The 15,039-nt window shown below is 59.4% G+C and carries 16 protein-coding genes; 3 read left to right on the top strand and 13 right to left on the bottom strand.

What is annotated here, in order from left to right; genetic code table 11:
- Nucleotides 1-4: 4 nt before the first annotated feature.
- The 4 genes from HP062_RS03010 to HP062_RS02995 all read right to left on the bottom strand — a co-directional run bounded on the left by HP062_RS03010 (nt 5) and on the right by HP062_RS02995 (nt 2,168).
- A complete protein-coding gene (locus HP062_RS03010; RefSeq protein ID WP_172790796.1) occupies nt 5-1,021 on the bottom strand; it encodes an ABC transporter substrate-binding protein in 1,017 nt (338 codons plus the stop codon).
- Nucleotides 1,022-1,139: 118 nt separating this feature from the next.
- Nucleotides 1,140-1,343: a hypothetical protein gene (locus HP062_RS03005; protein ID WP_010459649.1), complete on the bottom strand. Its 204-nt coding sequence runs from the start codon at nt 1,341-1,343 to the stop codon at nt 1,140-1,142.
- Nucleotides 1,343-1,813, bottom strand: coding sequence for a hypothetical protein (locus HP062_RS03000; protein WP_042932119.1), 471 nt, complete (start codon nt 1,811-1,813; stop codon nt 1,343-1,345). The genes HP062_RS03005 and HP062_RS03000 overlap by 1 nt, the downstream gene beginning before the upstream one ends.
- Nucleotides 1,800-2,168 carry a hypothetical protein gene (locus HP062_RS02995; RefSeq protein WP_146012942.1) on the bottom strand — a complete coding sequence of 123 codons (369 nt, stop codon included), beginning with the start codon at nt 2,166-2,168 and terminating at the stop codon, nt 1,800-1,802. Before HP062_RS02995 ends, HP062_RS03000 begins: the two co-directional genes overlap by 14 nt.
- 55 nt (nt 2,169-2,223) lie before the next feature.
- Here HP062_RS02995 and HP062_RS02990 point away from each other — a divergent pair, with 55 nt between their 5' ends.
- From HP062_RS02990 to HP062_RS02980, 3 genes are all read left to right on the top strand, one after another.
- Entirely contained in the window at nt 2,224-2,472 is a 249-nt protein-coding gene (locus HP062_RS02990; RefSeq protein ID WP_010459645.1) for a hypothetical protein, read from the top strand.
- A gap of 159 nt (nt 2,473-2,631) precedes the next feature.
- On the top strand, nt 2,632-2,862 hold the full coding sequence (locus HP062_RS02985) for a hypothetical protein (RefSeq protein WP_010459643.1): 231 nt from the start codon (nt 2,632-2,634) through the stop codon (nt 2,860-2,862).
- A gap of 121 nt (nt 2,863-2,983) precedes the next feature.
- Nucleotides 2,984-3,223: a DUF2789 domain-containing protein gene (locus HP062_RS02980; RefSeq protein ID WP_010459641.1), complete on the top strand. Its 240-nt coding sequence runs from the start codon at nt 2,984-2,986 to the stop codon at nt 3,221-3,223.
- Nucleotides 3,224-3,383: 160 nt separating this feature from the next.
- Here HP062_RS02980 and HP062_RS02975 read toward each other — a convergent pair whose 3' ends face one another.
- The 9 genes from HP062_RS02975 to HP062_RS02935 form a co-directional block, all read right to left on the bottom strand.
- Nucleotides 3,384-4,607, bottom strand: a complete 1,224-nt coding sequence (locus tag HP062_RS02975; protein WP_370655171.1) for a methyl-accepting chemotaxis protein — start codon at nt 4,605-4,607, stop codon at nt 3,384-3,386.
- A gap of 597 nt (nt 4,608-5,204) precedes the next feature.
- Entirely contained in the window at nt 5,205-5,609 is a 405-nt protein-coding gene (locus HP062_RS02970) for a TraR/DksA family transcriptional regulator (protein WP_010459637.1), read from the bottom strand.
- Nucleotides 5,610-5,936: 327 nt separating this feature from the next.
- Nucleotides 5,937-6,959 carry an ABC transporter permease gene (locus HP062_RS02965; RefSeq protein ID WP_008153855.1) on the bottom strand — a complete coding sequence of 341 codons (1,023 nt, stop codon included), beginning with the start codon at nt 6,957-6,959 and terminating at the stop codon, nt 5,937-5,939.
- Between the two features lie 210 nt (nt 6,960-7,169).
- Nucleotides 7,170-8,735, bottom strand: coding sequence for a sugar ABC transporter ATP-binding protein (locus HP062_RS02960; RefSeq protein WP_010459632.1), 1,566 nt, complete (start codon nt 8,733-8,735; stop codon nt 7,170-7,172).
- A gap of 70 nt (nt 8,736-8,805) precedes the next feature.
- Nucleotides 8,806-9,732, bottom strand: a complete 927-nt coding sequence (locus tag HP062_RS02955) for a sugar ABC transporter substrate-binding protein (RefSeq protein ID WP_010459630.1) — start codon at nt 9,730-9,732, stop codon at nt 8,806-8,808.
- Nucleotides 9,733-9,889: 157 nt separating this feature from the next.
- Nucleotides 9,890-10,942 carry a Gfo/Idh/MocA family protein gene (locus HP062_RS02950; protein ID WP_169857943.1) on the bottom strand — a complete coding sequence of 351 codons (1,053 nt, stop codon included), beginning with the start codon at nt 10,940-10,942 and terminating at the stop codon, nt 9,890-9,892.
- Between the two features lie 145 nt (nt 10,943-11,087).
- Entirely contained in the window at nt 11,088-12,098 is a 1,011-nt protein-coding gene (locus HP062_RS02945) for a Gfo/Idh/MocA family protein (RefSeq protein WP_172790795.1), read from the bottom strand.
- 32 nt (nt 12,099-12,130) lie between these two features.
- Complete coding sequence (gene iolD / locus HP062_RS02940) at nt 12,131-14,062, bottom strand: 3D-(3,5/4)-trihydroxycyclohexane-1,2-dione acylhydrolase (decyclizing) (RefSeq protein ID WP_010459624.1); 1,932 nt, start codon at nt 14,060-14,062, stop codon at nt 12,131-12,133.
- Nucleotides 14,063-14,192: 130 nt separating this feature from the next.
- Nucleotides 14,193-15,014, bottom strand: coding sequence for a TIM barrel protein (locus HP062_RS02935; protein ID WP_172790794.1), 822 nt, complete (start codon nt 15,012-15,014; stop codon nt 14,193-14,195).
- Nucleotides 15,015-15,039: the final 25 nt, after the last annotated feature.

Raw genomic sequence — 15,039 nt, 5'->3', positions numbered from 1 at the left:
ATAGTCACTGGAGACTGGCGGAGACTTTATCCGCCACATCCTTCGGCACCCATGCCTGCCATACCTCTGGGTGCGCCTTCATGAACGCCTCCGCCGCTTGCCGTGGCGGGGTGTGTTTTTCGCTCATTTGGGCCAGTGCCTTGTTCAAGGGGTCGATCGGAAAATCGACCTTGCTGAAGAAGTCGGCAATCTGCGGGTACTGCTTTTGAAAAGTTGTGGACACGCCAATCGACAGCTTCGAGGCCAGCGAGCGAGTCGGTTTCGGATTAGGGTTATCAGCGTCCGTCAGGGTTTTCCAGGCTTCGGCATCAAAGGGCGGTTCCTCCAGCTGAATCAGCTTGAAGCGCCCAAGCAACGGCGTCGGTGACCAGTAATAAAACAGCACAGGCTTGCCACGACGGATCGACGAACTGATCTCTGCATCCAGCGCCGCCCCGGAACCGCTGCGGAAATTCACATAGCTGTCGTTCAGGCCATAAGCCGTGAGTTTCTGCTTGTTCACCACTTCCGATGTCCAGCCAATCGGACTGTTGAGGAAGCGTCCCTTGCCCGGGCTTTCCGGATCGCTGAACACATCCTTGTACTTGGGCAGGTCGCTGACACTGCGCAGATCTGGCGCCAGTGGCTTGATACCCTTGGCCGGGTCGCCCTTGATCACATATTCCGGCACCCACCAGCCTTCAGTGGCACCCTTGACCGTGTCGCCCAGGCTCACGACCTTGCCCTCGGCTTCAGCCTTGACCCAGACCGGGCTGCGACCGGCCCACTCCTCGCCAATGACCTGAATGTCATTGTTGGCCAAGGCGGTTTCCAGGGTGATGGTGGTCCCGGGCAAGGTGTCGGTCGGCAGGCCGTAGCCCTTCTCGACGATGATCCGCAGGATGTCGGTGATCAGGCTGCCACTTTCCCAGTTCAGGTCGGCAAAATGGATCGGCGCCTGGGCAGCGGATACCGGAATGGGTGAACTCAATACACCCAAGGCGGCCAGTGCACCAACCAACAACCGTCGAAATCCTTTCATGCTTTTGCACCTCGTGCTGTTCACAGCAAATAGCAGGATGGCCTGACAGAAGACCGCAAGCCTCTGAATACTCAGTCAACTGACTGTAGTAGAGGTTCCTGCTTTCGAGAGGGGCGATTTAATTTTCGGAAGTTTCCTGCAAGCGTGCCAGCTCTCTTCTGACCATGCTGGCGTAAGCCGCCGGGCGCAGCGTGTAAATCTGTGACGCCACCCACGTCAGCCAGCCTCCCTGCAGAACAGCCTTGTGCTCGAACAGCCGTCGGGCTTCGAGGTGTGCACTGGCCTGGTTCTGTTCGTGGAAGTCGGCGCGGGTCAGGGTCATTACTCGCTGGCCTTGAACGTGATCAGTTCGCCTTTGCGCCACTTGGCGGCTTTGGCGGTCACGGCTTTGAGGGTTTTGGTCAGGCCTTCCTGCAACTGCTGGTGCGCGGCGAAGACCATCACCACGCTATGACCTTCCTTGAACACAATCGCGTGACCCTCTGCGGTGGTGACAAAGGCGTAATCGCCCAGCCCGTAAACCGTCAGTTTGATTTCACGGAACTTGATGTCGAGCTTACCGCCTTCACGACTGGGCAGAACCGAAGCGCTGAAATGATCGCCGACCTTGAGCTTCAGCCCAGGCTTGTCGTCGACCACCAGCGCCTCTTCGGTGTCGATCTCGGCAATGTAAATGCCTTCAGCGTTCTGTTCGGTGATGTAAACGAAACGTGACTGAAACTGTTTAACCAGCTTTGCGCGCAAATCACCCAGCACGAACAAAGCATGCATATCGAGATTACTTACTGCCAAGGAAACATCCCCACATCTGAAAATGATGCCGCACGCAGAAAAAGCGCACAGCAGAAAAAAGCGGCCATGCCGAAGTGTTGCCGTAAGACCCGGGTTGAAATCCTGAGCCGAGCAGAGCGCTCATGCCTCGCGAGGTCAGTGAGATTACTGGAATATCACTCGCGCCGTCCTCTGTGAAAGTCGTCAGATGTTGAAGGAAAAAGCCCTTCTCACAGCCAGAGGAAACCGGATTACCAACTTTAGGGAAAAAACTCTTTAAAAAAAGCACTTTTCCGACATATCGCAAATAAAAAATTGCTTTAGATGAACACCGTTCGCTAACCAGTGCGGGTGATTCTAGAGCAGCGATGCTCACCGAGACTACCCAAAACGATGTACACACGTCGGTAAAACAATGAAAAGGACTTCACATGTGCACCATGACTCACTTCGCTTCCCCCCAGACAACGCGCGCAAACAATTACGCCCCGTTGCACCCGGCGGTGTTCCAGCCGCATGAATTGCAGCCTGAAAGCCTGCTGCTGCCACGCTTTCAGGTGGTGCTGGCCGGTAACGCCTTCTTCCATATCAAGGAAATTTCTACGGGTCGTGTAAGAGGTTTCCGTGGCTGCCATAACGAAGCCTGCGCACTTGCCCGCTCACTTGAGTCTCGCATCTGACGCGTTCGCCTGCCTTCATGCCTATAGACGTTTCGTCATGCCGGCGACTTAACTCAGCCGCCGGCAGGCAACTACTGCCATACTGCCCGACCAATGAAATTCGTCCCCAGGACGGACGGCATTCAACACAACAATATATTTCCAAGGGAAGGCAGCTACGTGACGGAATTTGATATCGGTGAATTTTTTATCCGGGGCGAAGCCAGAGAGGTCGAAGGCGAATTCCAGGCAGTCATTGTCATGCGTGCCAAACCACCGTTGACCACGGTGACGTATCACCAAGTCGAGAAGGATCGCTGGTTCAAGACCTCGGACGTCGCTGCCATCGCCGCCAAAGAAGCTGCCCAGGCTCTGAAAACTGCTGTCGATGAAGGTGCATTGAAAGCCTGATCGTCGGATTTGCCGTCTATGCTCTCTCCTGCTTCCCCACATCGCAATCGAACTCCTGAAGCGCGGCCCGCTCAGATGCCATGAAGCCGCACCTCAGATCGCGACCCGCAAGGAGATGAAGATGGATTCACCTATACACGACTTGAAAGGTTTGTTCGACCAGCTCGGTCTGGACTCCAGTCAGAAAGCCATCGATGAATTCATCGCCAGCCATTCACCTTTGGCCGACGACAAGAAACTCATCGATGCGGAGTTCTGGACGCCGCAACAAGCCGGCTTCCTCAAAGAACAATTGCGTGAAGACGCCGATTGGGCGCGGGTGGTCGACGACCTGAACCTGCGCATGCATCAGATTCACTAGCCTGCCTGTCTTCCGTCAGCGATAAACCTGTGGCGAGGGAGCTTGCTCCCGTTGGACTGCGCAGCAGGCCCATCTTGGGGCCGCTACGCAGCCCAGCGGGAGCAAGCTCCCTCGCCACAGTTGAGTTTCAGGCTTGCTCACCGGTTATCATGTTGAGCATCTAGCGAGGACTTTGCGGTTTATACCCCAACCGCAACCCACCCCAATGCCGCCCCTTGAGCATGATCGGCACCGAAAGGTCGTGCATCAGTTCGCCTGTGTCGCGGGTGTAAGTCTGCAACAACACCGGCTGTTGATGGCTGCCACAGCGGATGCCGGTGCGGTCGGCAAATTTGCGCTTGGTGCGGTTTTGGACCGTATCGACCTGCGCATCGCCGGTCAGCGGTTGGCTGAAGATTTTGTTATGGGTGGGCACGTAACCCTGCTGGGTGCAGGCGATGGCAAACACCAGGCCTTCATGGCGCGGCAGCAATGGTTCCTGGATGGCGGGCAAGACCTGATCGGTGTAACGATCAAAACGCGTCTGAAACTTGGCCGGGCTGGTGTTGGGGATCGCCTGGTAATTGCGATCAAACAGATCATCGAGGCTGACACGGCCCTGATCAATATCCGCTTCGAAACGCGCGGCAATCTGGCTGGCGCCTTCGCGGGCAAGGTCATAGATGCGTTGGTGGTAGTCATCCAGCCCGACTTCGGCCAGACGCTCGCTGATGGTTTCGGCCTGGCCTTCCATTTGCACCGCAGCCTGGGCCAGGCGCTGGGTCTGTTGGTCGCTGATCGCCAGGTCGCTGCGCATCTGTTCAATGGCATGGAACAGGCTGTCGAGTTGTTCGCGGTTGGTGTCCGCCCCCTTGGCGATTTCCCCGACCTGATGCTCGACGCCGGCAGCCAGACGCGCGATGTTTTCCAGGTGCTGGCCGGTGTGCTCGACCTGCTTGACGCCGATGTCGAGGTCGCTGGACAGTTGGCGGATCTGCTCCACCACCTGCGCCGTGCGTTGCTGGATATCGGCGACCATCTCCCCGACTTCGCCAGTCGCCGTCGCCGTGCGCGCCGCCAGGCCGCGAACCTCATCCGCCACCACCGCGAACCCGCGACCATGTTCCCCGGCCCGAGCCGCTTCAATCGCGGCGTTCAAGGCCAGCAGGTTGGTCTGACTGGCGATGGACTGAATCACCAGGGTGACCCGTTGAATATCGTCGCTGCGCAGGCTCAGGGCTTCGATCAGTTCACGGCTGTTATTGGCGCGCTGACTGAGCTGATGCATACGGCTGATGGACTCGATCAGTTCCGTGCGCCCTGCTGCGCTGCTCTGATGAGCTTCGCTGGCGGCACTGAGGGCTTCGCGGCTGAGTTTCGACGTGGCTTGTTCGGTCCCGATCATCACTTCGGCGTTGCTGACGATTTGCGCCGCCGCGTCGAGTTGCGATTGCAGTTTGTCCGCCAGTTGCTTGACCGAAAAGGCCACGCCTGCGGCCGACAAAGCGTTATGGCTGGTGGTGTAGGAAAGATCGCGAGTCAACTCGGCGATGGCGCTGGCGCCGTCGGCGGGCGCTGCTTCGGGCGTGGCGCGCGAGCGCAGGCGAGGCAGCCAGATCACCAGCACCGCCAGTGGCAGGCAAAGGTAAAGCGACCAGCCACCCAACGCCATGCCGCACAGCAAGAGCATCAGGGCGATGCTTTGCAGGGTTGGCGTCAGCCAAAGGTTTTTCGGCAAAAACACTGGTGCAGGCACTGCCGCAACCAGAGATCCGTCTCTCGTCATCTTCGTCACCCCAAGGCTCTTCTAATTGTTGTGCATGCATTAAACGCCACCACAAGGCCATTATCTATGGTCCATTAGTAGTGGGCGTTGCAGCAGATCAATAGAAGTGCCTGAGGTTTTCGCAGACGGCAAAAAGCATCGCGGGCAAGCCTCACTCCTGCAGGTTCATCGTGAACCGTGGGAGCGGGCTTGCCCGCGATGCGGGGCGCTACGAAATCAGGCCTGACGCTGGTGCTTGTCGATCTGTTCGTGACGCTCTTGAGCTTCGATGCAGTATTTGGTGGTCGGGCTGATCAGCAGGCGTTTCAGGCCGATGGCCTCGCCGCTGTCGTCGCACCAGCCGAAGCTGTCTTCTTTGATGCGTTCCAGAGCCTGTTCCAACTGAGGCAGCATGCGCTGGTCGCGATCGATCGCGTTCACCAGCCAGGTGCGCTCTTCTTCGACAGAAGCAGCGTCGGCCGGATCGGCTGGAGTGTCCAGGCTCTCGATGGCGATGCGGTTCTGTTCGATGCGCTCATGGGTTTCGACTTTCATGTTCTGCAACAGCTCATAGAAAAAAGCATGTTGCTCGGCATTCATGTAGTCATCCGCCGGCATGGCCAGCAACTTGTCCTTTGTCATTGATATCTCTATAAAAAAACGTGCATTAAGGCGAATTAGGGAGCGTTCCGGTGAACCAGGTCTGGCCATCGGAAAGGCGCCGTTTATTCCAAGCGCCACCCGGCACTCAATTTACGAGGGCCGGCAGTCTAAGGCCGACTTGAGGCCTCAGCAACTGAAAAGACAGCGAATTTGTCCGACAAAGCCCGGAAAGTGCTCTATGGCAGCCTCTGCGGTGGTTATCGGAGTGCGTTTATAGCAAGAAATTCAATCGAGCGGCTGTATAGAGAAGACAAATGGTTGCGCCACGCGGGTCAGGCGTGGCGCATTGGCTGTCGGTTCTACGACTCAGCGCTTGAGTTTACGCTTGTTGCGGTATTGGTCGATCACCACCGCCACCACAATAATCAGTCCCTTGATGATGTCCTGAATATACGCATCAACACCGACAAAGGTAAACCCACTGGCCATCACTCCGAGAATCAAGGCACCGATCACGGTGCCGGTAATGCGCCCGACGCCACCGGCCAGGCTGGTGCCGCCAATGACCGCCGCGGCAATCGCGTCCAGCTCATAAGACATGCCCATCCCCGCCTGCCCGGTCGCGGCACGCGCCGAAGCCACCACGCCCGCCAGGCCCGCCAGCAACCCGGCGATACTGTAGACGATCACCAGATGACGCTTGACGTTGATCCCCGAAGTGCGCGCCGCCTGCATGTTGCCGCCGATGGCGTAGGTGTACTTGCCGTACTTGGTGTAGCGCAGGGCGATGTGAAAGATCACCGCCACCACCAGGAAAATGATCACCGGCATGGCGCCATGACCGATGGCCGTGTAGGAATCCGAGAGCATGCTCACCGGCTGGCCTTCGGTGTAATAACGCGCCAGGCCACGCGCCGAGACCATCATGCCGAGGGTGGCAATAAACGGCGGAATCCCGGTGATGGCAATGATGCTGCCATTGATCGCGCCCGCCAGCAGCCCGACGCCGAGCCCGGCGATCACCGGAATCCACACGGGCAAGTCGGTCAGCGACGGAAACACCGCCCGGGCGAAATCCGAGGTCTGGGCCAGACTCGCAGCGATCATCGCTGACAGCGCCAGCACCGAACCGGAGGACAGGTCGATCCCGGTGGTGATGATCACCTGGGTCACGCCAATCGCCAGCAGGCCGATGATCGACACTTGCAGGATCATCAGCACCAGGCGCTGGGAGTTCATCAGGAAGCTCTGGTCGCGCACGATCCAGCCAAAGACTTCGAAGACCAGGCCGATGCCAATCAGCACCAGGAAGATACTCAACTCGGTCGGAAAGCGCCGACGACTCTTGACCGGTGCCGTTGCTGGCTTGTTTTCCAGTATCGCGTTCATAACCATTCACCCTTCTAATGAATTCCGGCATCGACTACATACCTGTGGCGAGGGAGCTTGCTCCCGCTCGAGTGCGCAGCGCTCGCCAGTTCTACGGTATGTTCGAGACATTGGGGCCGCTTCGCAGCCCAGCGGGAGCAAGCTCCCTCGCCACAGAATCCCGGTTCACCTCTGGACTCTGCTCACCTTTGGACTCTGTTTGCCCTTGACTCAATGGCGTACGGACATGCCCGAGGCCAGTTGCATGACTCGTTCCTGGGTCGCTTCGCTGCGGTCGAGGGTGCCCATCAGGTCGCCCTCGTGCATGACCATCACCCGGTCGCTCATGCCGAGCACTTCCGGCAGCTCCGAGGAAATCATGATCACCGCCATGCCTTCGCTGGCGAGGTAGGAGATCAGCCGGTAGATCTCGGCCTTGGCGCCGACATCGATGCCACGAGTCGGTTCGTCGAGGATCAGGATGCGTGGATTGGTCATCAGCCAGCGCGCCAGCAAGGCTTTCTGTTGGTTGCCGCCGGACAAGGTGTCGATGCACTGCTCAAGCGACGGGGTTTTCACCCGCAGCTTCTTGCACATGTCTTCGCACAAGACCCGCAGGGCTTTCTGCTGGATGAACCCGTGCCCGGCATAATGCGGCAGCACCGCCATTTCCATGTTCTCCAGCACCGACAGGCACGGGAACAGGCCGCTGAGCTTGCGATCCTCGGTCAGCAAGGCGAAGCCCTTCTCGATCGCCATGTGCGGATCGCTGATGCGCACCACCTGGCCGTCGAGACGAATCTCGCCACCGTCGCTCGGAGTGATGCCAAAAATCGCTTCGGCAACGTTGGTGCGGCCTGAGCCCATCAGCCCGGCGATGCCGAGGATCTCGCCCGCATGCAGGTCGAAGGACACCCCTTTGAAAATGCCGTCGAGCTTGAGGTCGCGCACCGACAGCAGCAGATCGCCAATCGGTTTTTCGCGCACAGGGAACAGCTGACTCAGCTCGCGGCCGACCATCATAGAAATCAGGCTGTCGCCGTCCATGCTGTCAGCCCGTTGCAAGCCGATGTAGGCGCCGTCGCGGAACACCGCTACTTCATCGGCGATCTCGAACACTTCGTTCATTTTGTGGGTGATGTAGATGATGCCTTTGCCCTGGCTCTTGAGGTCGGCAATGATCGAGAACAGGTGGGCGACTTCCTTGTCGGTGATGGCCGAGGTCGGTTCGTCCATGATCAGGATGTCGGAATCGTAGGACACCGCCTTGGCGATCTCGACCATCTGCCGCTCGGCGATGCTCAGGTTGCCGACCTGCTCCTCCGGGTCGAGGTTGATCCGCAGGCGTTCGAGCAGTTTCGCAGTGCAGCGGTGCATTTCGCGGTGGTCGATCATGTGCAGGCTGTTGAGCTGCTCGCGGCCGATCCAGATGTTCTCGGCGATGCTCATGTGCGGCATCAGGTTGAGTTCCTGGTGGATCATTGCGATCCCGGCCTGCAGCGCGGCCAGCGGCGTATCGAACACCACTGGTTGGCCGCGAAGGCGCAACTCGCCGGCGTCCGGCTGGTAGATGCCGGCGATGATTTTCATCAGGGTGGATTTGCCCGCGCCGTTCTCGCCCATCAGCGCCAGGACAGAACCGGGGCGCACCCGCAGCTGCACGTCCGACAACGCCACCACACCGGGAAAACCCTTGCTGACGTTGATGATCTCCAGCAGGTACGGCTCATCGACAGGTGTTGCGGTTGGCTGGATACCCACCAACGGGGTGCTCGAAGCAGTCGCTGAAGCGAACATGATCAGGTACTCCATCAGCAAGGTCGCGGTGGCAACCTTGCGTGCTTATTGTTGTTATGGGGCGGACGGGCTATTTGAACGTGTCGACGTTTTGCGGCGTGATCAAGCGGTATGGCACCCACACGGCCTGTTCAACCGGCTCGTTTTTGGCCATTTTCACTGCCGTGTCGATAGAGCCGTCGGCCTGACCTTTCGCATCCTGGAACACCGAGACCGCCAGACTGCCTTTCTTGATTGCGTTCAAGCCGTCCGGCGTCCCGTCGACACCCGCGATCAGCACACTGCCCTTGTCGACGCCGGCCTGTTGCAGGGCCATCGCGGCACCAATGGCCATTTCGTCGTTGTTAGCCACCACTGCATCGAACTTGCGGCCCTGGGTCAGCCAGTCGTTGACCAGGGTCATGCCTTTATCCCGCAGCCAGGTGCCGGTCTGTTCTTGCTCGATCTTGATGTTCGGGTATTTGGCCAGCACCTCTTTCACGCCCTTGGTGCGGTTGGTGGTGGAGTTGTTCGCGAGGTCGCCCAGCAAAATCACGATGTCGCCCTTGCCGCCCATTTTGTCGGCCAGGTATTGCATCTGCATTTCACCGGCTTCCAGGTCGTTGGAGGCCACAGTGACCACGCCTTTGGGCAGTTTCAGGTCATCGGGACGACGGTTGACGTAGACCAGCGGGATGCCGGCCTTGACGGCGGCTTCGGTGATTTTCTTGGTGGCGGCGGTGTCCACCGGGTTGACCACGATGGCATCGACTTTCTGGCTGATGAAGCTTTCGACCTGGCTCAACTGCTTGACCACGTCGCTGCGCGCATCTTCGAATTGCAGCTGCACGCCGTCGGGGTAGGACTTGGCTTTCTTGTCCATGGATTCGCGCAGGTAGGTCAGCCAGGTGTCATCGAACTGGGACATGCTGACGCCGATCTTCATGTCGGCGAGTGCAGCGCCACTGGCGAACATCAGGGACAAGGCCAGTGAGGCAAAACGGATCTTGGTCTTCATGAAAAGTCTTTCTCCACATTCTTGTTGGTTTTATGGATGAGGCGTGACGATTTTCAGTAAGCAGGCAAGCGGGAAAAGCTGTGAAAACGAGCGAGAGGCAATTCGCTGGAAATGACTTTATTGGAATATTATTTCTATATCAACTCATTTTAGAATTTTATTCTGATTTTGTTCCATGGCTCTCAAACGGGCTCAATTCCACGACCTGACGCCGTTCGAAACTCAAGCGCGCAGCGTCTAGAACGCGGGTGGTCGCCAGTGCATCACGGGCTTCGACAGGCAGTGGGCCACCGCTCTGTAACGCGGTTTGTAGCTGCAAATAGAACTGATTCCAGCATCCGCGTTCCGACGGCACCCGCTCACGCACTTCGCCCTGTTCAAACCAGCCCCAGCGGCGATGCTCTTCCCCGCCCCAGCGCTCACCCTCGGATTTCGGCGATAGCCCGGCGAGCGCTGAAGCTTCCTGCCCGTCCAGGCCATCGACGCTGTAACAACCTTGAGTGCCGGTCACGCGAAAACGCGGGCCGGGGGTGTTTTGCAGGCAACTGCCGCCCAGGTGCGAGATCACTCCGTTGGCGTGGGTCAGGGACACAAAGAAGCCGTTGTCGAAGGCCTGGTCTTTTTCCCGGTAATCCAGTTCGGCGTACACCCGGGTCACCGGGCCGAACAGCAGCAACGCCTGATCCACCAGGTGGCTGCCCAAATCGCGCAGGAAGCCGCCGCCACTGCTGTTGTTCACCGATTGCGGCGAGTAACGCTCGATCCGCGACTCGAAACGGGTGACACGGCCCAGAGCGCCGGACTCGATGAGTTTGCGCACGGTGAGGAAGTCCGAGTCCCAGCGACGGTTCTGGTAGACGCTGAGCCGCACGCCCTGGCGCTCGGCCATGGTGATCAGGGTTTGCGCTTGCTGCGCATCGGCGGCAAACGGCTTGTCGCTAACCACCGCCACGCCGTGTTCGATGCCGTCGAGCACCAGCGCCGGGCGCCCCTTGAGCGGCGTCGATACCACCAGCACATCGATCCCGGCTTCGACCAATTGGCCGATGCTGTCGAAGGCCGGTACACCGGGGTGTTCGGCCGCCAGCAATTGTCGGCGTTCCGGGGAACGGGTGACCACGCCCACGAACGTAGCCGCCGGCAGGCTGCTGATCAGCGGAGCATGGAAAAACCGGCCGCCATGGCCGTAACCGACAAGTCCGATGCGCATGAAAATGTTCTCCTTATAAATAGCTGCCGGATATACACGCCCCCTGTGGGAGCTAGCCTGCTCGCGATAGCGGAGTGTCAGCCGACATTAATGTTGAATGTGCTGGCGCTATCGCGAGCAGGCTCGCTCCCACAGGGGACGGTGCTCAACCGTAGAAACGGGGGCGGTCAGGGAGTGTGACGTTGACGATCGCTCCGCTGTTTTGTGCTTCGATGCAGGCATCTGCTGCGACGGCAGCGGCGAAGCCATCCCATGCTGACGGGCCACCGACCTGCCCCGCTCGCACGCCATTGATGAAGGCCTGCAACTCCACGTCATAGGCCGCAATGAAGCGATCCTTCCAGTCCATCAAAATCGCGTTCGACAACTTCGCGCCACTGCGCAGTTGAACCTGCGAAGGCTCCGGCAGTTTGGCGATGCCGGTCTCCCCCACCACTTCGCACTGGATGTCGTAGCCGTACTGGCAGTTGACGAACACTTCGACGTCGATGCGTGTGCCCTTGGCAGTCTCCAGCAGGACGATTTGCGGGTCTTTCAAATGCGCGAGGGCCTTGCTGCTCTTGCGTGGGAACACCACTTGCACGGACACGTAATCGTCATCGAGCAACCAGCGCAGCACGTCGAGTTCGTGAATCAGCGTATCGGTGATGGCCATGTCGGTCTTGTAGTTCTCGCCCACGGTCGGGTTGCGGTGCGCGCAATGGAGCATCAACGGTTCACCGATCTGACCGCTGTCGATCACCGCTTTGAGTGCACGGTAGCCTTCGTCATACGGCCGCATGAAACCGACCTGCACCAGGCGCTTGCCGTGGGCCACTTCGGCCTCGACGATGTTGCGACAGCCTTCGGCGGTGACGGCCAGGGGCTTCTCGCAGAACACCGGTTTACCCGCCGCAATCGCCGCCAGCACAAACGCTTCGTGGCTCGGGCCCCAAGAGGTGACGAGGATCGCTTCGACTTCTGGCGCGTTGATCAGCGCCAGCCCGTCGGGGTAGACCTCGGCGGTCAGATTCAGGTCGGACACGACCTTGGCCGCTTGCTGCAAATTGATGTCGGTGACGGCGACCACCTGGCTGTTGAGCAAGGTCTGGCTGCAACGACGAATGTGGTCCTGGCCGATGGCCCCGGTGCCGATGACGCCTAACTTTAATGACATGTAAGGACTCCTTATTGTTCGATTCAGGGCAATCAGTACTGACGGGCCTTGGCCAGTCGTTCATTGAGGGTCTTGGCCACCGCGTTGGTGCGGGCGCTGGTGGAGACTTGCGCCACGCCGACCCGCCACCACGACAGGTAGCCATGAATCATGGTCTTGGGCAGGACCTTGATGTCGATCAGCGTCGACACGGTCTGCAAACGCGCATCCGCCAGCGCGGCTTTCAGCTCGTCAGCGGTGTTCACTTTGTAAGTCTTGCAGCCATAGGCCGCCGCGCTCATGGCGAAATCCACCGGCACGAAGCCGCCATCGAGTTTGCCGGTGTCCGGGTTGCGGAAACGGAACTCGGTGCCGAAGCTGTCCATGCCGTTGCCCATCTGCAAGTTGTTGATGCAGCCGAAGGTCATGTTGTCGAGCAGCACCACGTTGATCTTGCGGCGCTCCTGGATTGAGGTCGCCAGCTCCGAGTGCAGCATCATGTAAGAGCCGTCGCCGACCAGCGCATACACCTCACGCTCAGGCTCGGCGAGCTTCACGCCCAGTGCGGCGTTGACCTCGTAACCCATACACGAATAACCGTATTCGACGTGATAGGTGTTCACGCCCTTGCTGCGCCAGCTGCGCTGCAAGTCACCGGGCAGACTGCCGGCGGCGGCGACGATCACGGCGTCATCGTCGAGGGTTTCGTTGAGCACGCCGAGCACGCGGCTCTGGGTCAGGCACGAGCCGGTCAGCTCGATGAATTCGCGCAGGACCGCCGGGTCCATGTGGTCGTTGATTTCTGGGGAGAAGTCTTGAGTCTGGTACTCGATCTGAAAGAGCCGATCGACCTCTTCGTCCAGTTGCACCTTGGCCTGACGCGGTTGATCGCCCCAGCTGGAACGGTAATCGCCCAGTGCTTCGGCCAGCGCCAGCAAACCGGTTTTCGCATCCGCCAGCAGTTGCACGCCATCCAGTTTCAGGGCATCGCACGGGCTGATGTTGAGGTTGAGAAACTGCACGTCCGGATGCTGGAACAGGGACTTCGACGCGGTGGTGAAATCGCTGTAGCGGGTGCCGATACCGATGATCAGATCGGCGTCTTTTGCCAACAGGTTCGCCGCCAGGCACCCGGTTTCGCCAATCCCGCCGACGTTCAGCGGATGGCTGGACACCACCGCGCTCTTGCCGGCCTGGGTTTCGGCGAAGGGGATGTCGAAGCGCTCGGCAAACGCCTGTAACGCCGCGTTGGCCCCGGAGTATTTGACCCCGCCACCGCAAATGATCAGCGGTTTGCGCTTGCCTTTGAACAGCGCCAGCGCATCACCCAGCATCGCGTCGGTGGCCGGACGACGTTCGATGCGGTGCACGCGTTTTTGCAGGAAGTAATCGGGATAGTCGTAGGCCTCGCCTTGCACGTCTTGCGGCAAGGCCAGGGTCACCGCGCCGGTTTCGGCAGGGTCGGTGAGCACCCGCATGGCGTGGATCGCCGCGGTCATCAACTGCTCGGGGCGGTTGATGCGGTCCCAGTATTTGCTCACGGCCTTGAATGCATCGTTGGTGCTGATGCTCAGGTCGTGGAACTGTTCGATTTGCTGCAACACCGGGTCCGGCTGGCGGCAGGCGTAGACGTCGCCGGGCAACAGCAGCAAGGGAATACGGTTGGCGGTGGCCGTCGCGGCGGCGGTCAGCATGTTCGCAGCGCCTGGGCCGACGGATGAGGTACAGGCGTAGATTTTGCGCCGCAAGTGTTGCTTGGCGAAACCGATGGCGGCGTGGGCCATGCCTTGTTCGTTGCGGCCTTGATGAACGATCAGGTCACCGCTGTCCTGCTCCAGGGCTTGCCCCAGGCCCAGCACGTTGCCGTGGCCGAAAATGGTAAAGATCCCGGCGATGAATTTGCTCTGGACCCCGTCGACCTCGATGTACTGGTTATCGAGGAATTTCACCAGGGCCTGGGCCATGGTCAGTCTTGTTGTGGTCATAACTGATCCTTCAATACACGCAGAAAACTTGTAGGAGTGAGCCTGCTCGCGATTGCGCAGTGTCCGTCGACATTGATGCTGCCTGACACTGCGCAATCGCGAGCAGGCTCACTCCTACAGGGGTTCTTCATTAGCCTTGGGATTTTTGTAGGTGATTCATGCTTGCTCCAATGGCCTGCTCGATGTTGGCCAGGCCGTGGACGCTGTCGGCAAACGGTTCGAATGACAGGTAGCCGCTGTAACCGCCGCTGAGCAAGGTGTCGATTTGTGCGGCATTGCCAAGAATGTCGCCCTCGCCCACCAGCACGCGATGGCCGTCGCGGATCGTCGCCAACGGCGCCTCGGCATCCTCGACGCCGGAGATGTGCACCAGCCCGGTCAGTTCGGGGAAAAACTCGGACTCGCCGGCAAGGTGATGGTGAAAGGTGTCGTGGACGAGCCGGAACACATCCAGCCCACCGACAACCTTGATCGCTTCCACCGCCGTGCGTTTAAGCCGCAGCGAGCATTCTTCGAAACCCAACGGCTCGATGAAACCGAGAATGCCGTGATCGCGCAGGATCGGCGCCAGTTCACTCAAGGCGGTGCGCAACCCTGAAGCGCGCTCGGCTTCGCTACGAGTATCCGCGCGATCATTCAGCGGGCACATGACCAACCCCTGCGCGCCGCAATCACGAGCATAAGCCGCCAGTTTCAAGGCCAGCGTCCGGCGCTCGTCATTCCACACATCAAACGGGTACAGCGCGTTGATCGACAGCACGCTGATGCCTTGGGCCGCGCACAACTCACGGACGCGCTCGGGCGCGGTGCCGTCTTCTATCTCGACACCCTTGAGGTCATTGCGAATCTCGATGGCGTCAGCCTTGAGGGCCACCGCCAGGTCGATGAACGCGGGCAGGGACAAACGTGGGGCGACCATACGGTTCAGGGCGAAACGCAGGGGTTTGCTCATTATTGTTATTCTCCGCACAGGTGAA

This window comes from Pseudomonas sp. B14-6 (genome assembly GCF_013260315.1).
Classification (GTDB): Bacteria; Pseudomonadota; Gammaproteobacteria; order Pseudomonadales; family Pseudomonadaceae; genus Aquipseudomonas; species Aquipseudomonas mandelii.
Note: the sequence above shows the minus strand (reverse complement) of the source record. Positions and strands in the feature narration are given on the sequence as shown.